General features: G+C 70.3%; 25 protein-coding genes. 17 read left to right on the plus strand and 8 right to left on the minus strand.

Annotated features, from left to right (window positions below):
- Nucleotides 1–314 precede the first annotated feature (314 nt).
- Genes ABZT02_RS39205 through ABZT02_RS39215 form a run of 3 tightly spaced genes read left to right on the plus strand, consistent with a single transcriptional unit; the run spans nt 315 to nt 2,330 of the window.
- Entirely contained in the window at nt 315–1,532 is a 1,218-nt protein-coding gene (locus ABZT02_RS39205; RefSeq protein WP_356026631.1) for a hypothetical protein, read from the plus strand.
- Nucleotides 1,517–1,852 carry a restriction endonuclease fold toxin-2 domain-containing protein gene (locus ABZT02_RS39210; RefSeq protein WP_356026773.1) on the plus strand — a complete coding sequence of 112 codons (336 nt, stop codon included), beginning with the start codon at nt 1,517–1,519 and terminating at the stop codon, nt 1,850–1,852. Before ABZT02_RS39205 ends, ABZT02_RS39210 begins: the two co-directional genes overlap by 16 nt.
- Before the next feature lie 31 nt (nt 1,853–1,883).
- Nucleotides 1,884–2,330 (plus strand): hypothetical protein, encoded by a 447-nt coding sequence (locus tag ABZT02_RS39215; protein ID WP_356026633.1) that lies wholly within the window; start codon nt 1,884–1,886, stop codon nt 2,328–2,330.
- A gap of 57 nt (nt 2,331–2,387) precedes the next feature.
- Here ABZT02_RS39215 and ABZT02_RS39220 read toward each other — a convergent pair whose 3' ends face one another.
- Nucleotides 2,388–2,933: a hypothetical protein gene (locus tag ABZT02_RS39220; protein WP_356026635.1), complete on the minus strand. Its 546-nt coding sequence runs from the start codon at nt 2,931–2,933 to the stop codon at nt 2,388–2,390.
- 209 nt (nt 2,934–3,142) lie between these two features.
- Between ABZT02_RS39220 and ABZT02_RS39225 the strand changes: the two genes are divergently transcribed.
- On the plus strand, nt 3,143–3,316 hold the full coding sequence (locus ABZT02_RS39225) for a hypothetical protein (protein WP_356026637.1): 174 nt from the start codon (nt 3,143–3,145) through the stop codon (nt 3,314–3,316).
- Nucleotides 3,317–3,387: 71 nt separating this feature from the next.
- Here the strand turns inward: ABZT02_RS39225 and ABZT02_RS39230 are convergent, their stop codons facing one another.
- The 7 genes from ABZT02_RS39230 to ABZT02_RS39260 form a co-directional block, all read right to left on the minus strand.
- A complete protein-coding gene (locus tag ABZT02_RS39230; RefSeq protein WP_356026639.1) occupies nt 3,388–4,902 on the minus strand; it encodes an ATP-binding protein in 1,515 nt (504 codons plus the stop codon).
- 28 nt (nt 4,903–4,930) lie between these two features.
- Nucleotides 4,931–5,392, minus strand: a complete 462-nt coding sequence (locus ABZT02_RS39235) for a DUF6238 family protein (protein ID WP_356026641.1) — start codon at nt 5,390–5,392, stop codon at nt 4,931–4,933.
- 100 nt (nt 5,393–5,492) lie between these two features.
- Entirely contained in the window at nt 5,493–6,965 is a 1,473-nt protein-coding gene (locus ABZT02_RS39240; protein WP_356026643.1) for an SCO6880 family protein, read from the minus strand.
- 81 nt (nt 6,966–7,046) lie between these two features.
- Complete coding sequence (locus tag ABZT02_RS39245) at nt 7,047–8,426, minus strand: ATP-binding protein (protein WP_356026645.1); 1,380 nt, start codon at nt 8,424–8,426, stop codon at nt 7,047–7,049.
- A 38-nt stretch (nt 8,427–8,464) separates the two neighbouring features.
- The gene (locus ABZT02_RS39250; protein ID WP_356026647.1) at nt 8,465–9,157 is read right to left on the minus strand and encodes a hypothetical protein; all 693 of its coding nucleotides are present in this window, start codon (nt 9,155–9,157) and stop codon (nt 8,465–8,467) included.
- The gene (locus ABZT02_RS39255; RefSeq protein WP_356026649.1) at nt 9,157–9,471 is read right to left on the minus strand and encodes a DUF6112 family protein; all 315 of its coding nucleotides are present in this window, start codon (nt 9,469–9,471) and stop codon (nt 9,157–9,159) included. The genes ABZT02_RS39250 and ABZT02_RS39255 overlap by 1 nt, the downstream gene beginning before the upstream one ends.
- Before the next feature lie 139 nt (nt 9,472–9,610).
- Entirely contained in the window at nt 9,611–10,729 is a 1,119-nt protein-coding gene (locus tag ABZT02_RS39260; RefSeq protein WP_356026651.1) for a C40 family peptidase, read from the minus strand.
- 512 nt (nt 10,730–11,241) lie between these two features.
- Between ABZT02_RS39260 and ABZT02_RS39265 the strand changes: the two genes are divergently transcribed.
- The 13 genes from ABZT02_RS39265 to ABZT02_RS39325 all read left to right on the plus strand — a co-directional run bounded on the left by ABZT02_RS39265 (nt 11,242) and on the right by ABZT02_RS39325 (nt 19,649).
- On the plus strand, nt 11,242–11,997 hold the full coding sequence (locus ABZT02_RS39265; RefSeq protein ID WP_356026653.1) for a site-specific DNA-methyltransferase: 756 nt from the start codon (nt 11,242–11,244) through the stop codon (nt 11,995–11,997).
- A 238-nt stretch (nt 11,998–12,235) separates the two neighbouring features.
- The gene (locus tag ABZT02_RS39270; protein ID WP_356026775.1) at nt 12,236–12,778 is read left to right on the plus strand and encodes a DUF4913 domain-containing protein; all 543 of its coding nucleotides are present in this window, start codon (nt 12,236–12,238) and stop codon (nt 12,776–12,778) included.
- Nucleotides 12,775–13,260: a hypothetical protein gene (locus ABZT02_RS39275; RefSeq protein WP_356026655.1), complete on the plus strand. Its 486-nt coding sequence runs from the start codon at nt 12,775–12,777 to the stop codon at nt 13,258–13,260. The genes ABZT02_RS39270 and ABZT02_RS39275 overlap by 4 nt, the downstream gene beginning before the upstream one ends.
- 18 nt (nt 13,261–13,278) lie before the next feature.
- Nucleotides 13,279–13,977, plus strand: coding sequence for a hypothetical protein (locus ABZT02_RS39280; RefSeq protein ID WP_356026657.1), 699 nt, complete (start codon nt 13,279–13,281; stop codon nt 13,975–13,977).
- A gap of 17 nt (nt 13,978–13,994) precedes the next feature.
- Complete coding sequence (locus ABZT02_RS39285; protein WP_356026659.1) at nt 13,995–14,738, plus strand: hypothetical protein; 744 nt, start codon at nt 13,995–13,997, stop codon at nt 14,736–14,738.
- 181 nt (nt 14,739–14,919) lie between these two features.
- Complete coding sequence (locus ABZT02_RS39290) at nt 14,920–15,234, plus strand: SH3 domain-containing protein (protein ID WP_356026777.1); 315 nt, start codon at nt 14,920–14,922, stop codon at nt 15,232–15,234.
- Between the two features lie 99 nt (nt 15,235–15,333).
- Nucleotides 15,334–15,816, plus strand: a complete 483-nt coding sequence (locus ABZT02_RS39295; protein WP_356026661.1) for a hypothetical protein — start codon at nt 15,334–15,336, stop codon at nt 15,814–15,816.
- Nucleotides 15,813–16,256 (plus strand): hypothetical protein, encoded by a 444-nt coding sequence (locus ABZT02_RS39300; RefSeq protein WP_356026663.1) that lies wholly within the window; start codon nt 15,813–15,815, stop codon nt 16,254–16,256. Before ABZT02_RS39295 ends, ABZT02_RS39300 begins: the two co-directional genes overlap by 4 nt.
- Before the next feature lie 10 nt (nt 16,257–16,266).
- Nucleotides 16,267–16,680, plus strand: a complete 414-nt coding sequence (locus ABZT02_RS39305) for a hypothetical protein (RefSeq protein WP_356026665.1) — start codon at nt 16,267–16,269, stop codon at nt 16,678–16,680.
- Nucleotides 16,681–16,720: 40 nt separating this feature from the next.
- Complete coding sequence (locus ABZT02_RS39310; RefSeq protein ID WP_356026667.1) at nt 16,721–17,563, plus strand: winged helix-turn-helix transcriptional regulator; 843 nt, start codon at nt 16,721–16,723, stop codon at nt 17,561–17,563.
- Nucleotides 17,560–18,078, plus strand: coding sequence for a regulator (locus ABZT02_RS39315; protein ID WP_356026669.1), 519 nt, complete (start codon nt 17,560–17,562; stop codon nt 18,076–18,078). The genes ABZT02_RS39310 and ABZT02_RS39315 overlap by 4 nt, the downstream gene beginning before the upstream one ends.
- Nucleotides 18,075–19,310: an MFS transporter gene (locus ABZT02_RS39320; RefSeq protein ID WP_356026671.1), complete on the plus strand. Its 1,236-nt coding sequence runs from the start codon at nt 18,075–18,077 to the stop codon at nt 19,308–19,310. The genes ABZT02_RS39315 and ABZT02_RS39320 overlap by 4 nt, the downstream gene beginning before the upstream one ends.
- Before the next feature lie 36 nt (nt 19,311–19,346).
- Complete coding sequence (locus ABZT02_RS39325) at nt 19,347–19,649, plus strand: hypothetical protein (protein WP_356026673.1); 303 nt, start codon at nt 19,347–19,349, stop codon at nt 19,647–19,649.
- Nucleotides 19,650–19,667 lie beyond the last annotated feature (18 nt).

The raw sequence follows: 19,667 nt of genomic DNA on the forward strand, positions 1-19,667 counted from the left end.
CGGTGGAAGTCGAGGTGGTCTGTGAGTTCCTGTACTGCGTCACCAAACGACTGCGACGCGCGCCGCAAGTCGGGATGGGACATGAGGGGTTTCTGGTCGATGTGATGAAGGAGAGAGAGGGGCGTGCACGTGCGGATCGTGACGCTGGTGCCCGCCCGCTGCGGCCTGTGGCAGGGCAGGTTCCCGCCGGACGGGTGCGCTGCCGGTCGTGTCCGTGACGGCGGCGGCTCTGATGTCAGCCACTGGCCGCGTGCGCCTCGTTCGCAACCGTGCACGGTGCGAGGGGAGTTGGGGCGGGCGGGGCGAGGGGAACGTTGGACATTCGGCATCAGACGGAGAACTTCGTCAACGCGTCATGGTCCCTGGTGGAGTTGCGTGACCTGATCTTCGACATGCTGAGCCTGCTGTCCGCCGAACTCAGCGGGAACGGGGGCATGGCGGGCGACGACGCGGCCGGGCGGGCCTTCGCCACCGTGTACAGGCAAGCCGTCACGACTGTCTTCGAACAGGCCGGCTTCGCCCACCGGGTGATGGCCAGCGGGGCGGGCGCGTTGCTGAAGTCCGCCGAGGAGTTCTTGAAGACGGAAAGCCGGATCGCCGCGGAGCTGTTGGCGAAGAGCCCGCAGGCGTCGGAGATCGGGGCGCAGCCGACGGGACCGGACTGCAGCCCGCGCGCGAGTCACCAGGCCGAGGATCTGCCCGAGGTCGTGGGCGAGACCAGCGGAATGGACCAGTATCTGTTCAACGAGCGTTTCCTCGGCCAGCCGGCCAAGCTGCGGGCGGTGGCCGGATCCTGGCGCAGCGCCGGCAAGATCCTGGAGGACGCGTACTGGGATGCGGAGGCCGCGTGGAAGAGGGCCACGCTCGACGAGGTCGGCGTGACCGCGGACGCGGTCGAGGAGTTCTTCGGCAGGTTCGTGGGCAAGCGGCCCCCGTCCAGTGCGGTGAGCGAGGACGAGAGTCTCATGGCGAACCTGCCGTCCGCCTGCAAGATGCTCGCCGACGCTTGTGAGGCGTACGCCGCTCACATCGAAACGGCCAAGGCCCGACTGCCGTACGAGCAGACCTCGCCCACCAGCGAGGTGCTCATGCCGTGGGAGCAGCCCAGGTTCGGCGGGGACGGTTACGACGGCGGGCTGCACGACCTGATCGCCGCTGACACGCGGATCACCGCCCTCGGTCAGATCCCGCCCGCCCTCGACAGCGCCAAGGCCCGGGTGAAGATGCCCCGCCCGGACAACGACAGGCTGCTGCCCGGCCTGCCGCCGTTTGTGGCTCCGCTCATCCGGGTGCCCACGCTGGTCCCGGTCGCCTACCGGCCGGCGAACGGCCCGCGCTCCAGCCGATACCGTCGGCCCTCCCGCCCGACCCCCGCTTCCCGCCGCTCACCCCCGGCCAGCGCGGCAACTTCCAGACCTGGCTCAGCTCACTGCGCGAGGGCGACTTCTCCGGCGGCCGTCCTGCCGAGATCGCCTACCAGCGCCGTGTCGCCGGCTACCCGGAGTTCGAGGTTCCCATCCCGCCGGGGCTGAGCGCCAAGAGCACCCTGATGGTGGACGGCTTCCGCGACAGCGACGGCATGGCGATCGAGGCCAAGTACGTCAACAAGCCGGACCAGCGCTGCTATCGCTCGCTCGAAGAACTGCGCGAGAACCACGCCTCCGACAAGAAGGACTTCCTGTACCGGTCGGACCGCGACGAGCTGAAGAAGTACGCTGCCGCGCTGAACGACCCACGCAACAGCGAGATGCGCGGCGTGGAGACTGTCACCAACAACCAGGATGCGGTCCAGTACTGGCGCGTCATGATGGCCGCCTACGGTGTGAGCGGCCACGCCCGCTACATACCCTGACCATCCCCGCACAGAAGGCAGCACCCCCACGATGGAGCCGGAAGAGATCGCCGCCCTGCGCACCCTGTACGTCTTCACCCCGCCCGCGGGGGAGAGTTGGGGGCTGACCTATGCGGGGCTTGAAGCCGTGCTGCGGGAGCAGAACCCTGAGGCGTTCATCCGTGTGGAGGAGGGCACGGACGGGCCGGTGACGGGGTCGTCGATGCACTTCGGCATCACGGTGGACGAGGAGGAGCTGGAGGGCATGGCCCTGCTGTCGCCCGAGGGTGTGTCCGTCACGGACTGCACCGTGGCTCTGGCGGCCGGTGTCGTGGCCTGGCTGAGGTCGGCCGTGGTCCCGCAGGGCGCGGCTGTCACGTTCAATACGGAATGGGGTCTGGAAGCGGAGCTGCCCGACGCGGCCGTCCCGGACGCCGACCGGCAGGGCATCACGGCGGCCTTCGTCGACCACCTGGTGGCAACGGGCGACCTCGACTGACAGCGCACAGTCGGCGTCCTGCCCAAGGGCATGGACCGCGCCGTCGCGCCCTTGACGCTAGGGGCGTGAGGTGGTCGGGGACCGGGGCATAACAGGTGGACCGGGCGGGAGACGCATGTCGGCGAGGAAGCGCTGATAGGCGTGATGGTCCCCCAGGTGCTGTCCCGCTGCCTGGACGGATTCGGAGGCCCGTCGCAAGTCGCGTCGTCCGGTGGCGTGATCGATGAGCGTGCGCCCGTTGTGGCTCTCCGCGTGCGTGGTGCCCGGTTGGTGAGCTGGAGATGCCGCGGTCTCGGCGATGCGAGCGAAGAGGTGGGCGGCTGTCGACGTTTGCGCTACTGCGGTGACCATGCAGGCGAGGGCTTTGGCCTGCTCCTTGGAAGGCTCGGCTCCGATGCTGCTGACGAGGTCGTCGGCCAGCCGCGTGGTGTTGGTGGCCAGAGTCTGGGCCGTGACCGTGTGCCGCAGCAGCTTGCGGATAGGCAGGGGAGAGGGGACCTGACCATCCACGTCGAGGAGTTCGAGGGTGCTGGTGGCGCTTCGCAGTTCGAGGCACAACTGGTGCAGGCGGTCCGGAATTCCGTGTGTGGAAGCGTCAGGCATGTCCGGAACTTTCTGTAGCTTTTCTCTGCATTTGATCGCTTTGTCTGTAGGGCCGTCAGTTCGTTCATGGCCTCTTCGAGGTGTCCAAGCAGTTGCCCAGCTCTCCTGGGTTGGGACGAGGACGGTCTGAGTTCTGAAGTTTCGTCATTCCCAGTGAAGGTTTGTCGGTAGGCTCGATAGAGGGACGCTCTCGGTGAAGGGGGCGGTCGATGAGCCTGGCCGTAGTCCGTAACCTCTCCTCGGCGCGTGCGCTGCGGACGCAGCGGGATGTCGAGGACTTCGGCATCGGTATCGAGTCCGCCCTGCGCTATCAGAACGTCCTCGATCTTCCCGAATCCGCTGCCCCAGCTGCCACTGAGCCGGGAACTCACGCCTCCACCTAGGCTCATCGCTGCACCTCACGGAGCCGCAGCGGAATTGAGAAACCGTCAGTCGGAGTGAACTCACTGACTTTTCAGTGCATGCGAGCGTCGGTGTCGAACAGCGACAGCTCGTGGCTGTGTAGAAGGTGCTGCACGATGAAGCTCCGACCTGCGACTTTCCACAAACCACGCCCTCGGTTGAGGTGGGCGATGGCTTCCATTTCGACGGAGGTCAGGCCGAGCAGCGAGGCCGCGGCGTGGAGTTGGTCGGTCTCCTGGCGGTAGATGATGCGGGTGGAGCAGTCCGCGAGGAGGCCCTCGGCCAGGGCGCGCCCCTGTGATCCGGCGTCGCCGGCGGTGAGCAGGTCGGACAGCCGGTGGATCACCATGAGGTTGGCGATGCCGAGGCCGCGGGAGAGCTTCCACTGGGCCTGCATGCGCTGGAGCAGACCGACGTGTCTCATCAACCGCCACGCCTCGTCGTACACGATCCAGCGCCGGCCGCCGGACGGGTCGGAGAGGGCGGATTCCATCCAGGCGGAGGCGCAGGTCATCGCTAGGACGAGGGCGGTGTCGTCGCCGGAGCCGCCGAGCCGGGACAGGTCGATGGTGAGTATCGGCGCGTTCGGGTCGAAGGCGACGGTGGAGGGGGCGTCGAACATGCCGGCCAGGTCGCCGTGGACGAGGCGGCGCATCGCGTGGGCCAGGTCGCGGGCGGCGTCGCCGAGTTGGCCCGACATCATCCCGGCGGCTTCGTCGAGCGCACTGGGGTTGTTGAGGGTGGCGGCGACGTCGCCGAGCAGCGGGGTGCGGCCGGTGGCAGCGGCGCGGGTGACGATGGCGTCCAGGGCGACGTCCAGGGCGGTGTGCTCCATGGGCATCAGGTCCCGGCCCAGGACCGTCCGGGCCAAGGAGCCGAGCAGGAGCAGGCGCCGTTTGCGGATCTCGCCGACCCAGTCGGCCTCCGCAACGCTCTGTGGGCGCGGGGCCGCATCCAGGGGGTTCAGGCGTCCGCGCAGCCCGGGGCCGAGGGTTACGGACCGGCCGCCGAGGGCTTGCGCCACCGGCGTCCATTCGCCTTTCGGGTCGCACGGCACGTAGACGCGGTATCCGAAGGCGACCGAACGCAGCGCGAAGCTCTTGGCGAGTGCGCTCTTGCCCTGTCCGATCACCCCGGCGAGCAGGAGGTTCGGGTTGGTGAAACCCTCGACGCGGCCGTACAGCGCGAACGGATCGAAGACGAACGACGCTTCCGCGTGGACATCGCGCCCGATGTAGATGCCCTCGGCTCCGAGTCCGCCCTCTGCCAGGAACGGATACGCGCCGGCGGCCGCGGCCGTCGTCATGCGGTGGGCGGGCAACTTCAGCCGGTTGCTATGTGCGGAGGCGGGCCCGGGACGTCCGCTCTGCGGGTAGAGCGCGGCGGGTATCTCCTGCTCGGTAGACGTGCTCTCGCTCTGGTGGGCGCTGGCTTCCGCGCGGGCCTTGGCGGTGGCCTCGGCGAGCTGGCGACGGGCGGCCTTGCGGCTGGCGCGGTCGGTGCCGTGGGGGGTGAAGAGCGGGCTGGCGGAGGCGCGGCGTTCGCGGCGGGCGGGCCGGTGGCTCATCGGGGGCCCTCGATTCTGCGGGTGGTGCTCATCGCACGCAGGCCGTGGTGTGCGGGCGGAGGTCGGTGGGGGTGGTCTTGCGGCGGATGCTGTGCCCGGCGGCCAGGTGGCGCTGGCAGATCGTCAGCACGGGAGGCCCCTCCGGCAGCCGCTCCGGATGGCAGACGCTCGCCTCCGCTTCTGCCACGGTGGTGCTGGGCAGCAAGTGGAAGGCGGAGTGGACCTCGCTGGTGGCCTGCCACAGGCGGGTGTGCGCGGTGGCGAGGTGACGGCCGGCGGCGGGATGCGGTGGCCGGGTGCTGTCGGCGAGCCGGTCCAGGAGCTGGAGCAGAGCGGCGAGGTGAGCGTGGAGCACATCGAGGTGCAGGCGGTCCCCGGGCCGGGCCGGGTTCGCGTCCGACGAGGCAAGGGCCCGGGTGTGGTGGCGGACTCCGGCACTCGCGGCGCGGAGGTAGGGGTGCGCATCGTCCGGAGGTGTGCGAGACGTCAAAGGTGGTGGTCCTTCCTGCCGACAGGCAGGGCGGCGACGGGTGGCCCGTCGCGGGTGATCCGAAGTACAGCGGGCCAGGTGGTGCACTGACCCGACTGGTTCACAGGGCGGTGCGGGCGAGTGGGAGCGCGGTGAGGGCGAAGGCGTCCGGCTGCTGGTAGTTGAGCCTTCTCAGGTCGACGCCGGAGGTGACGGCGTGGGTCTCGATCTGTGCGCAGGCGGCGTCCAGGAGGGCGTCGGTCTCGGCGGTGACGGTGACCAGGCCGGTCAGGGCGACGTCCGCGTGCCCGGCGATGAGCTGCCGTTCCCGCATTTTGACGTCGGCGTACTCGACGGAGTCTTCCTCACGGTCGACCTGGCCGCGGCGGGCGCGTTCGTTGGCGTCGGCGATGATCGCCGCCTTCTTCCGCTGGACGTCCCGCAGCGCGGATTCGAGCCCCTGCGGCACGTATATCAGGGAGAGGCTGCGGCGCACGCCAGCCGTGAACATGATCCCGTGCAGGAACCCGGCCCCCATTTCGGTCCTCGGCCAGTTCTCCACCCAGTACGTCGTGTGCCGTGCGGAGTCGGTGGCGAGGCGGTCGTATTCCTCGAACTGGACGACGGGCCCGGCGGCTTCGGGTTCGGCTTCGGCGCGGCCGGTCTCGGACCACTGCTGGAGTGCGGCGAGGGCCCCCGGGTCGTAGGCGGTGCGGATGACGGCGGCGATCTCTCGCGAGGTGAGCCATCCGGTGACCTGGAGTCCGGCGTTGCGGGCCGCCTGGGCGATGGACGCGGTGGTCTGCGCCATGACGGTGAACGCCCCGGGCAAGCCGCCGCCGGCCTGGTTGATCAGGCGCCTTGCGGCCTTGAGGTCGAGGGAGATGGCGAGGTAGGTCTCGTGCGGGGCGGCGGCGGGGCCGGCCGAGGCGACCAGTTCGGAGTAGATCTGTCCGGCCACGGGGGCGTGGGGCTGTCCGTTCTGTGTCCAGTGGCGAGTGAGGGTGTCACCGCTGTCGGGGACGGTGCGCTCCAACACCTGCACGGTGGCGATGTGCCCGGTGCGGGCGATGCCGGCGAGCGCACGTCCCCAGCTGCTGACGTTGTGGTTCTGGGTCGTGGGGTCGAGGAGGGCGAAGGCGAGGCTGCTGACGCGGGCGATGGCGGTCAGGGTCTGCTGGTGCGGGTCGTGCACGGCCGCGGCGCCGTTGGCGGAGTCGCCGGGGGTGACCACCTTGAGGGAGGCGGCGGTGCCGGGCAGGTGGAGGATGCCGTCCTGTCGGGGACGGGTGACGGGCCGGGCGAGCCAGAGGGTCTGGCCACCGCGGCGGCGGTGCGCGTAGCGGGTGACGATCGGCGCCCAGTCGATGAGGGAGCGGCCGTGCCGGCGGATGGCGACGAGTGCTCCGGATGCCGCCCACAGCGGGGCCAGGGCGACGGCGCCGAGCAGTCCGGTGGAGATCACCGTTATCAGCAGTAGCGCCAACGTGCAGGAGACGAGGATGAGTTGGGGCAGGGAGAGGCCGAGGAGGATGCCGCGGCGGGACCGGTGCGGGAACTTCACCGTGACCGGGGCGACGGAGAGATCAGTCAAGGGGCGGGTCCTGGTGGCGCGAGTGGAACCCGGGGGCGGAAGGTGGCGTGCACATCCCGCCCCCGGGAGTCGGGCAGGGGATCAGACGCCGGTCGGAGGCAGCGGCGGTCCGCTCGCCCCGCCGGACGTGGCGTTCTGTGAGCCGAGGGACGGGGGTGCGCCCTGCGGCGGCGGGGTCGTGGTCGGCGGCGTGGTCTGCCATCCGCCGCCCTGGCCGGATGCGGCGTTCGCGCCGGATCCGCCCCGCCCCGGGCTGCCGCCCACCTGGCCGCTGGTGGCGTCGGACACGCTCGTCGGTGCGGGCTGGACGGCCTTGTCCAGACCGGACTTGATGGCATCGCCACCGGGCGAGCCGCCCGTGCCGCCGCCCGGCGAACCTTCCTTGCCCTCTCGGCCTCCACCGGTCGGGTGGGCGGCGACATCGCCGGGGAAGCCGCCTCCGCCAGCGGCGTCGGGCCCCTGCGGTGCGGCGCCTGCTCCGACGGCAGCGCCACCGGTTCCGGCGGTGGCCGCAGCGGCGGCGGCCTTGCGGGCTGCCTTCTCGGCATGTGCCTTGGCGATCTGGGCGCCAGCGCCACCGGCCCGGTGGATGGACTCGCCGTCGGTGCCGTCGGCCGCCCAGTGCACGAACTTGAAGACGGCGTACGGGCACAGCAGCACCAGGATCATGATCACGATGCCGGACATGACGTCGGCCAGAGCGGCGATGCCGTCCTTGGCCTCGGTTTTGCCCATGGCGGCGATGCCGAGGACGAAGATCACGGTCATCAAGAGCTTGGAGACGACGAGGGTGGCGGTGGCTTCGATCCAGCCTTTGCGCCAGCGCCGGGCGACCTCCCAGCCGCCGCCGGCCGAGGCGAAGACGGCCAGCGTGACCATGACGAGGATGCCGACCTTGCGGACCATCATCACGCACCAGTAGAGAAAGGCGCCGATGGCGGCGCCAAGGCCGACGGCGACTGGGACGAGCCAGCCCAGGCCGGACAGGGCCCCGATCTGGTTGACCTTCACGATCCGGCGCACGGCCGACTCGATGTTCAGGTGCGCGGCCTTGAACAGGCCGTCGCTGACCGCGTCGACCACCTCGACGGCGATCGTCGTGAATGCGATGGCGCCAAAGGCGAACAGGACGCCACTCATGGTGCCGGTGAACGCTTGTGTCAGGGCTTGTCCGTCGCGTCGGATGGCTGCCCGCACCAGTTGCGCGCAGAACGTGGCGACCAGCAGCACCAGGCCGAGCGGCAGCAGCATCTCGTAGTTGTCGACGAACCACGTCGCGTTGAGGTCCACCTTCGTGGTGGTGTCGACTGCCTCGGCGGCCAGGTCGGCTGCCGCGGCGGCGAGTTCGCCCGCGGATTTCGCCATCCAGTCGCCGATGGCCTTGCCGGGGTCCGAGGCGAAGTCGACAGCATCGCCGACGGAGCACAGCTTGTCTGCCAGGGGGAAATCACAGAAACCCACGAGGAGTTACCCCTCCTTTCTTGTTTCTCCGGCGCGGGTCACTGCGTGACGCTGGGGGCGATGGCGGCCAGGGTGCAGTCGTGGTTCGGGCGGCACTGCACGGCGAGGGTCACGGCCCGCTCCTCGGCACCGCCGCCGCCCTTCTTCCAGGCGATCCGCTGCTTGCCGTTGACGGTGACGACGTAGATGTACGCCTCGGTGATCGCGGACGGGTCGTCGGCCAGGGCCGCCTTGAACGCCGAGGGGTAGTGGCCCTCGGTGACGTGGGCGGTGGCGTGCTGGTCCTGGTCGGCCATCCGCGACCAGAGCACCGGATCGGGAACCTGGCCGGAGACCGAGGCCCAGTCGGCGTACGTGGGCTCCGTGGTCATCCAGGCGCGCATGCCCGCGAGTTGCTGGTCGCGGCTGGTGTCGCGGGTGTCGTAGGACCACAGCATCGGAGCCGCCGCCTTGGCATAGGCGACCGGCTCGGCGATCTGGGGTGGCTTGGCCACCGACCCGGATCTGGAGGAAGGCTTCGCGGCGGCCTCGGTGGAGGACGGGCTGCCAGCCGGGGCAACTGTGGCGGTGTCCGGGGGTTGGCGGCCGTTCCCGCTGCCGGTCAGCAGGGCGACGATCCCGGCGAGGGCGAGCAGGACGGCGACGACGCAGGCGACGATCGCTATGCGCCGGTTGGCCGACCAGCCCGCGCCATACGAGGACAGCGCAAGGGAGGGGAATCGGTTCCGCATCAGTGGACCTGCGCCCCCAGGCCGGAGAAGAAGGCCACGATTCCGTTCGCGGCACCCAGACCGAGGGCGGCGCCAGCGGCGACGACCGCGCCCTTCTTACCGTTGGCCTCGGCCTGGTGGCCACCGGAGTGGTGACCCCAGGCCCAGACGCCGAGCGAGACGGCAAGGGCGCCGACGACGGCGATGATCCCGAACATGTTGATGCTGTTGACGACGTTCTTCAGGACGCTCAGCCCGGGCAACCCGCCGCCCTTGGGCGAGATTCCTGGGTCGTAGGCAAGCTGGATGACGCGGTCTGCGAGAGGGACGGACATAGGTGTGGCGGGGCTCCTTGCATACGCAGGCCAGGCGAGGGCCGGCGGAAAAGGGGATAGCGGAGGGGGATGTGCGCTCGGGGGCGCGGAAGTGGCCGCGGCGGAGGCCCGCCCGGAGCGGTGCCGGGCAGGGGCGGCGTCAGAGGACGCGGCGGGCGGCGAGAATCGTCCAGTCCTTGATCGGGGTGATCCGGACCGGCTTGGTGGTGCGCGGCGCCTCGATCGCGAGGCCCTCGCCCATGTACATGCCGACGTGCTCGGGCCGGGCGGCGGTGCCGCGGCTGAAGATCAGGTCACCGGGCCTGAGGTCTTTCGCCGAGACAGCCTTGCCCTCGTTGACCTGCGTGTACGTGGTGCGGGTTAGTGTGACGCCGGCATGCGCGTACGCCTGCTGCATCAGACTGGAGCAGTCGCAGCGGCCCATGGGGTCAGGACCATGCGCGTTGGTGCAGGACCCGCCCCACTGGTAGAGCGTGCCGAGCTGGTGCATCGCCCACTCGATGGCCTTGCGCGCCTTCGGGTCGGCGTTCTTGGGGATCGAGTAGCCCTTCGGGACACTTCCCTCGGGGATGCGGCCGAAGCCGGAGCCGTCCTGGCCCGGAGCACAGCCGGGCGTACTGATCGGCGGTTGCTTGCCCTGGTCCGCGCCGTTGCCGCCGCCCGGGAAGGTCTTGGCGATGGCGGCCTGCAGTGCGGTGGCCAGGTTCTCCCACTGTGCGTATGCGTCCGGCAGGCCGGACTTCTGCACGGCTTGGGCGGCCTGGGTGACGGTCATCTGCTGCCAGCCGTCCACTTTGAGCAGGTGCTTGTAGAACTGCTCGGAGGCGTAGACCGGGTCGCGGATCTGCTGGGCGCTGCCCCAGCCCTGGGAGGGACGCTGCTGGAACAGGCCGAGGGAGTCGCGGTCTCCGTAGCCCAGGTTGCGCAGTCGGCTCTCCTGCATTGCCGTAGCGAGCGCGACGATCCGTCCCTTCTTGGGGACGTCGAGCGAGAGGCCGGCGGCCACGATCGTCGCCGCGTTGGGGACCTGTTCGGCGGGCAGGTCCAGGCCCTCGATGTGGACGCCTCTGCCGGACGCGCCGTCGAGGATCTTGGTGACCTGTTCGGCGACCTTGTCGGTGTCGATGTCGGTCAGGCAGTTGCTGAAGGAGCCGCTGCTCTGAACGGCGTCGGCGGAGGAGGCCAGCATCATGCCGGTGCCGGCGATCAGGATCGGGGAGAGGAAGACGACGCCGATGCCGGCGGCGAGCGCCTTCAACCGGAGCGGACCGCTCGCCGGTCAGCGGTTTCGGGCAGGGGTGGGTAGCGAGACGTCATGGACGTGTCCTTCGGGGTGCGGTGTCCGGCGTGCCGCGTGCGCGAGGCGTGGTGGAAGGGCGCGGCGGCCGGAGTGGGCGATCGGGACGGGCCGGTGTGGGCGAGTTGCCGCTCGCTCCGCGTGGCCGGGCCGTGAGCTAGGTGTGCCGGGGCAGGGGGTACCTCTGTGAGATGTGGCGGGGAGTGGCCAGCGGCGGTGTGCGCCGGGCGGTTCAAAAACAGTAGGCGCGGATCGGCGGTTGACCAAAAAGTGGGCGTGAGGTACCGGAATCCGGCACCTCAGCAACGCACTTCTTGGTCGTCGGCGCTTTCGCCTCTACAGTTTTTGGACTCCCCCCTCGCCTTCCTCGGTCTGCGGCCCTGGGCTTCTGCATGCCCACTTCCGGCCTGCGAGGCTCCTGTGCGAGGCGGTGAGTTCCCTCCGCGCTTCCGCACCCGAATAGGGGTTCCTCTTTGCCTTTTTCCCTGCACCAGGGCGACGCTCTCAGCGTTCTTTCCGGCCTTCCGGACGACTGCGTCGACTCCGTCATCACCGATCCTCCGTACAACAGCGGGGGCCGGACCGCGAAAGAGCGCACCACCCGCTCCGCGAAGCAGAAGTACACCTCCGCTGATGCTAAGAAGGATCTCGCTGATTTCACCGGCGAGAACATGGACCAGAGGTCGTACGGGTTCTGGCTGACGCAGATCATGACCGAAGCCCACCGCCTCACCAAGACCGGCGGGACCGTGCTGCTGTTCACCGACTGGCGTCAGCTTCCCGTCACGACGGACGCGATCCAGGCGGCCGGCTGGCTGTGGCGTGGCGTGCTGGCCTGGCACAAGCCGCAGGCCAGGCCGCAGAAGGGCCGGTTCACCCAGAACTGTGAATTCATCGTCTGGGCCTCGAAGGGCCCGATCGACGGCTCTCGCAACCCGGTCTATCTGCCCGGCTTGTACTCGGCGTCGCAGCCCTCGGGGGCGAAGCGCCAGCACATCACGCAAAAGCCCGTCGAGGTGATGCGCGAGCTGGTCAAGATCTCACCGCCGGGCGGCACGGTGCTCGACTTCTGCGCCGGCTCCGGCTCCACGGGCGTCGCCGCCCTGCTGGAAGGCCGGGACTTCATCGGCGTGGAGAAGACCGAGCACTATGCGTCGATCGCGGCCGACCGGCTCACCGAGACGATCCGCGAGACCCTCACGCAAGACGACGTGATTCTCACCGCCTGACGCGAGCGCGCTCCACGTTAAGGCCATCGACGCCCTGGGTGGCATTCCGGCGGAGCGGACTTTTGTCTCGCTGCCCGGCCCGCGCGTCGCGCTTCTGCCTTTCTCTCATTCCGCGTCTCGTAGGAGGCCGAACTTTTTCATGCCCGAATCAGCAAAACCGTCTGACGATGGGGAGTTGGAGCCGGTTCGCATACCCGATCCGCAGCTGGAGGGAATCGAGGCGAGCGTCCGACGGCTCATGGAGCAGTCGGCGCAACAGGCGCAGCAACTCGACCACCTCGCGTCCGCCCCAGAGCCGAGCGGATCGCCGTTCGCCGCGTTCGGCATGCCGGGGCTCGGCGGGCCGCCTGCCGCGGCTCCGCCGGAGCCCCGCCCGATCCTGGAACTCGACGGGGAGGAGCGGGAGGACGAACTCGACGCCTTGTCGGACTGGGTCGACGACTTCTTCCTCCCGGTCTACGGGGCGGAGGTCACAACCGCGGCGCCCTGGTGCCTGCAGTGGCAGGAGCACGACGATGTCGTGGCCTGGCTCCACGCCCTGTGGCTTGCGTACCAGCAGCACAAGGACCCTGAGGCCGGATTGAGCGGCCTGTTCGTGTGGCACCGGGACTTTCTCACCCACGCCGTTGCGGCGATCCGCGCACCGGGCGGGCCGCTGTCGGCCTGTATGACCTCCCCCGATCGGCCCGCACACCGTCTTCTGCCCGGCCCGCCGCCGTCCGTGCGCACGGAGACGGTGTCCACGGCGGAGGCCGCCGAGCCGGACGAGCCGACGTCATGACCGCGGGAGCGGGACAGCCCGCCTTCGGACTGAGCTTCGACCCCCGCGCGCTGACCGATCTCCTCCAGGCTCCCAGCGATATCCGCGACCTCACCCTCGCCTACCTGCAGGACGTCGTGAACGCGCAACGCTTCGGACTACGCCTGGACGGTGACCTGGAGGGCTTCCGGAAGCTGTTCGTGGACTCCCGCAAGGACTGGCGCGTCGTCTACGGCGTCCGCCCGGGGCCCCCGGGATGCTCACACCCGAAGGATATCCACGTCGTGGCGATCCGGCCGCGTGCGGGCAATGACGTCTACGACGAGGTCGGCCGCCGCCTGGGGATGGCACGCCGGCCGCTGAGCGCCCGCACCCACGCGGCCCGCTCCCGTTCCCCGCAGCTGACCACCCGCACTCCCGTGCCCCGGCCCGGCCAGCCGCCCACCGCACTGCCGGGTCTGCCCCGTCCCGCCCAGAACCCCGCGCACCATCACACCCGCTGAACGCACGGAGCGTTGCCTATGCCTCCTGAACCCACGCCGACACCAGGTCGGCGTGCGGTCTCCCCGCTCGACCATCGCCTCGAAGCCGCCACCGGCCACGACATCGACACGCTGTGGGCCTACCGCGACCGCGGTGTCCTCGACGAGCCCCACGCCCACCTGGTCGACCGACACCGCGAGCTGGCCAAGGCCCATACGGGTGTCGTGTTCTACCTCAAGCTCCTAAACCGTCTGTCGAGCGGCGAGTTCGACGTCGATGCCGCCCTGTTCACGCGCATCGACCGCACCGTGGACCACCTGGAGGAGGCCACCGCTGCCCACGAGGCCGCTGCCCGGATGGTGATCGCCGCCTTGGAGCCCATCGAGGCCGCCGCGACGGCCTCGGCGTACGGCGCGAGTCCGCTCTCGACGGACGACCAGGCGGCGCTGCTCGCCATCGCCGGCGGCGCCAAGCTCTACGAACACCTACTGACCGGCCGGAAGTCCGTCACCGCTGCCTCCGGGACTCGCATCCCTCACGCCAAGCTGCAGCGGCTGGAGGCCGCCGGCCTGGTCGTCCGGGACACCGGCCATCCCATACACGCCGGGCAGCCGGTCGCACTCACCGATGCCGGACGCGCCGCGCTGTTCGCCGCCCGCCGAACGCCCACGACGCAGGCGCCGAAGCTCCCGGCCCGCCCGGGTGTATCGCCGTCCACCCCGGCGCAGCGGCGCTGAACTCCACCGAAAGGCCCTTGTTGTCTCCCACCGAACCGGCGCCGGTCCGGAAGTCCATCCCCCAAGTCGACTTCGATCTGGACGATCTCGACGCCGACGAGGAGAAGTACCTCGACTTCTACCGCAAGGTCGCCGTCCACGAGGACATGCTCGTCCCCCTCGTCGAACACCACGACGGTGCACACAGCTACTACGTCCTGTTCGACCGCACCGCCACCTGGGAACACCCCGGCCTGCCGCAGGTGCTCGCCGTACATGTGCAACGGGACTACGAGCACAAGACGTTCACCTTCGACCAGGCCCCCTTGCCGCTGCCCGCGATGGCGCAGTCCTGGCTCATCCACCGCGGCTGCCCCCACGATGCCATCGGCCTCGACCCCGAACTGGGCCCACGGCCGGCGGATGAGGCCACGCGAGCGCTGGAGCGACGCCTCGCAGGCGACGGCGATCACTACGCCATGGGTTACTCCTACACCCGCGACGACCCGGACGACATGGTCACCGTTGTAGCCCTGCGCGCCCTGGATGAGCGAGCCTCCAGCCCGTTCCGTGTCGTGGTCGAGGAGGTCGACACCGACGCCTGGACCCACACCCTGCGCGAGGGCGGCTTCGGCACGGCCGACGAGGCCCTGCAGTGGTGCAACGACCGGCTCACCGGCGAAGCCGGCCCTCTGCCGCCGGTCCGCCTGGCAACGGCAGCAACCCGCCCGGCCACTCTGCCGAAGGCCCCTGCTCCGCGCCCGCCCGGCCGCTCGCGCTAAACGCCCGATCCGACCGGGCGCGGCGCAACATAGCCGACGATCGCCGGTTAGCCAAACCGGCGATTCTCCGGACTCTTATACAGCCCCCGGGACAACCCCGCGGCGCCAATCCACGCAATCCCCATGCCTTCACGGAGGTTTCTTCCGCATGCGCTCCACCCGAATTGCCATATCCGCGGCGATGCTCGGCGCACTCGCTCTGCCGGTGCTGTCCGCTACCACCGCCAGCGCGGCCCCCACCGCCGTATCCGCGACCACCGCCAGCAGCTGCTCGTCTTTGCCGCCGCTGCCGTACAAGGTCCACGCATCCGCTGTGACCATCCGGTCCAAGGCCAGCTCGAAGTCCACCGCGGTCGGCGTGCTCTACAAGAGCCACAAGTTCACCGTGCACAAGAAGAGCGGCAACTGGCTCTACATCACCGACCGGACCACTGGCGTCAAGGGCTGGGTCTCCGGCACCTACGTCTACCGCGACACCCGGATGTGCCTGGACTGACAGGAATCCAGCAGGTGCCCCTATAAGGCTGAGTCGCCGGGTACGGACGTCCCCTCGCATTCCCCTAGGCATCGGCCTTTCCAGAACAGGAGTTTCCTTGTGTCCGACGGCATATCCGATGGTGCTGAGGATGTCGTGGGCGTGCTCACCGAACGGATCGAAGCGCGCTTCGCCATGGACATGGATCAGCTGAAGGCCGCAGTCGCCGCCGCGCCGGCCGCGAATCCTGCCGCCACCGATGTCGTCAAGTGGCACGGCCTTCTCGTCGAGGCCCAGTTGGTACTCGACAGCGCGGAGGACGATCTCCTCGCCGCGCTGGACACACAGCCCAGCGAGGTCGACGACCCGGCGATGGGCCTCGCTCACCGCGTGAACGCGGCCGTCGCCACACGCGACGGCCGGGCCCTGGTCGTGCGGTGGCTCCTCGACCCGGACGCTCCGGGCAAGAAGGAGCTCGCCGCTGAACGGCTCGCCCGCCTTCGCATCCACACCGGGCCTGCGGTGCCAATCAGCGCTCCCCACCGTCCCGCGACCACACCCGCGCCGGCGTCGGCATGGCGGGCGGGAAGGCCCGTCCGATGAGCCGGTTCAAGACCAGCACCATGGACGCTGATCTGCAGAAGGTCTTCGGGAACCCGGTCCCCGAGCTGTACGAGGCGGCTGCCGGTCCCGACGCCTCTGCCGCGCTCGCCCGGGCCCTGGAGCTGCGCTCCTTCCTGGCTCTGGCCGAGGAGCAGGTCGCCCGCGTCCGCGACCGCGTGCACGCGGACATGGATCCGGACCGCGACATGGGCGAGCTGTCGGCGGACCAGCTCCGCTTCGACGCGCAGTGGCTGGAGGCGGCGCTCGATGCCCGCGACGGCTACCGTGCAGCCCTCGGCGAGTTGCTGCGCACCATGCCTGCGCCCGACCAGCGGGCCCGGCCTGTCCGAACGACGCAGCTCAGGGCCACCGCGACCCTGCCCCTGTCCGCCGCCCCGGCACCCACACGTGCCGGGGCGGCCCGGGCCCGCCGACCGTGAAAGCCCCCGCTTGTCTCAGCTCACGTCTACCGAGATAGCCGGACGGATCGAGGACCTGTACGGCGCGCCGCTCGCCGACCTCGAAGCCCACGCCCAGGATCAGCCGCCCGGCATGCTCTCCGCCCTGCTCGGCATGCACGACGACCTCGCCCTCGCCGAGCGCAGCATCGACTTCCACCGTGACCATCTCGCCCGGCTCATTCACCCCGAGCGGCAGATCGGCCGGCACGAGGTCTCCCACCTTCTCGACGGCTCACGCCGGCTCGCCGAAGCAGTCGCCGTCCGTGACGTCCAGGCCAAGTCGGTCGCCGCCGTTCTGCAGAGCCTGGCTCGCGGCCCGGCCCCAGCGCCCTCCCCACCGGCGCCCTCGCCGCCGCTACCGGCTCCGCCCCTTCCGGCTCAGAGCTCGGCGCACAGCCGCTGACCGCAGGCGATCCCCCTTCATTCACCCAGGAGTTCCTCCCTTGGCCATCACCGCTCTGCCCCCTGACACCGACGCCGACATCGCCCGGGTCACCGAGGCCCTCGCCATGATCACCCCGCGCTGGAACGTGAGGATCCTGCTGGCACTCTCCGGCCCGCCGCTGCGTTACAGCGAGCTGGCGGCCAAGGTGTCCTGGCTGCAGAACGGCCAGCTCCATCCCAAGCTCACGTCACTGTGCGACGCCGGTCTCGTCGAGCGCACCGAACACACCGCACGGCATGTGACCTACGGCCACACCGAGCGTGGTTCTGCCCTGCTGCCGGTCCTGCCGATGATCGTCACCTGGGCCGAGGAGCACCTGGAGAAGGCGGACCACCCGCTGCCCGCGATCGAGCAGATCGAGGACAGCCTCACCCTGCTCACCCGGCGGCACGCCGCCGCCCTCCTGTGGGTGCTCAAGTCCCGCGAGGAGGTCAGCGGGCGGGCCCTGGCCAGGATCGTGATGCCCAGCAGCGACTGGACCAACGTGTACCCGCCGCTGCGGCAGCTTGTCGCCGACGGCCTGGTCGACACCGACGGCATCGGACAGCCCTACCGCTTGTCCGCGGCGGGCCACGGCCTTGGCCCCGTTCTCGGCGCCCTGTCCGCATGGTCCGCCGGACAGCCCCTCAACCAAGGGGCCCAACACCCCATCTGGGGGCACCCGCAGGCGAAGCCCGCGCCGAAACCGTGGGTCAGCAGCCAGCCCCGGCCGGCCCCCGAAGCCCTCCCGCAGGCCCGGACGGGGGAGTCCTCTCCGGCCTGGCACCACCGCGATCTCTTCTCCCACGCCACGACCGCCCGCCCGAAGGCAGCCATCCAGGCGGGAGGCCCGCGCCGATGACCACCCTCTTCATCCCTGCCGAAGTACGCAACGCCATCGAGTTGCTGGCCTCGCGCCCCTTGATCCGCCTGGTCACCGAGATCGACGACAACGGAGCGATACCACCGCGACGGCTGGCCGGCACCCTCCCCGATCTCTCCTCGCACCAACTGCGCCGCGCGACCGAGACGGCCCGCGCGCACGGCCTCGTCCGTCTCGCGCCCGGCGCCGGTCTGGAACTCACCGAGTCGGGCTCGGAGTTGGCCGACCTGTACGACGCGGCGGCGCGCTGGGCCCGACGCCACGCCTACCCGGCACCGGTCTGCGAGTTCAGCACTCGCATCCGCCACGTCCTCGACCTCCTGGCGCCCTCGCCCGCGACCGAGCGCGCCGACGGCTTCTCGCGGCCGTCCGCCGCGCGCCTGCCCAGCGACGAGGCCGAGGCGGACCTTGCCCATCCCCGCGCTCTGCTGATCCAGTGGCTGGCCGACAACCCGCAGATCACTCGGGTGCCCGAGCCCGAGCCGACCGCGTGAGCGCAGCGGTCACACCCCGGCGTGCAGGCCACACCGCCGGGCTGATGCGCAGCATCTACGTGCCGCGCACGGCGGACGCTCTCGCGTTCGCGATGTCCACCTACGGCATCCCGCTGCTGGTCCTGGCCACCACGCGCTCCGCCGCGTTGACGGGAGCGGCGTTCGCCCTGGAATGGATCCCGCGGCTGGCGGCGTTCGGGTGGGCCGGCTCGATCGTCGACCGGCGCGGGGCGGCCGTCGTCTTCCCCCTCGCCTGCCTGGGGCGCGCGCTGGCCCTCGCCGTCGGCGCGGTCCTGCTCCACCTGTACCCGTCCGGCACTGTCGCGAGCGCGACCGTCATGGTGCTTGCGGCGACGACCGGCGTGCTCACCGAGTTCAGTTACATCGCGGCCGAGACCGCGGGCGCCGCCGCCGGCCGCCGAGCGGGAGCGCGGGCCCACCGCGTCCAGGCGGTCCTGCTCGGCATCGATCAGAGCGCGACCCTGTCTGGCCCAGCCCTCGCAGGGATACTTCTGCTCGCCGGGCCGCCGCCGATGCTCGCGGTGATCGCCGTGCTCTCGCTGCTCGCCGCGCTGCTCGCCCTGCGTACACCTCTCTCGCCCGCCGCCCCGGCCCGCGCGCCGAAGGGGCAGACCGGCGCCGGACTCCTCACTGGGTGGCGCACCATCCGCTCGCTTCCCGCGCTCGGCTGGCTCGTGACCGGGCTGACCCTGTCCAACCTGGCCACCGGGCTCCTCCAAGCGGCTGGCCCGGTGATCGTCATCCAGCACTTCGGGGAGTCCACCACTGCCGTCGGCCTGGTCTGGTCCGCCGCTGCTGCGGCCACCCTCTTGGCCGTCACCCTCTGCCGGTTCGCGCTCGACCGCCTCGGCCTGTGGCCGGTCGGTGCCGCCTGCGCCGCCCTCGCCTCGCTCGCCTGTCTCGCCGCGGGCCAGGCACCCGACTACCTGTCCTACCTGGTCCTGGTCGCGGTCCTCATGGCGGCAGACGGCGGCATGACAGTCGTCCTGCGCACTCTGCGCTCCCGCCTGATCCCACCGGAGGCGTTCGGCAGCACTCTGTCGGCGACCATCCTCATCCTCCTGCTGCCCTTCCCGATCGCTGGCGTGCTCACCGCGCTCACCCCGCCCGACGCGCTGGGCCACGTCATCACCGCGTGCGCCGCCTTGCAGGCCCTCGGCCTGTTCTGCGCCTTCGCCCGCCTGCGCACCGATCCCGCCCTGCGCACTTGACCCTGTCGCGGCTTCCCCCAGCCTGTGGCGAACCTCATGCCCACCGCCGTCCTCGGGACGCACCGCGCGAGCGGTCGCACCATCACCGAAGGGTTCCACGCCTTCGACGCGCACAACCCGCACGTCTACCGCGCGCTGGAAGGTATGGCCGCCCGCCGCCTGGCCGCCGGCAACACACGGATCAGCCTCAAGGACCTCTTCGAAGACCTGCGCCGCCAACTCCCATACGGCGTCGCCGGACTGAACAACAACTTCACCGCCCTCTACGCCCGCCGCCTGATCGACGACCACCCCCACTGGGCGAGCGTGTTCGAGCTGCGCCGCCGCCGTGCCGCCTGAGACACCCCTCTCTCCTCG

This window comes from Streptomyces sp. NPDC005402, from assembly GCF_040606575.1.
Taxonomy (GTDB): Bacteria; Actinomycetota; Actinomycetes; order Streptomycetales; family Streptomycetaceae; genus Streptomyces.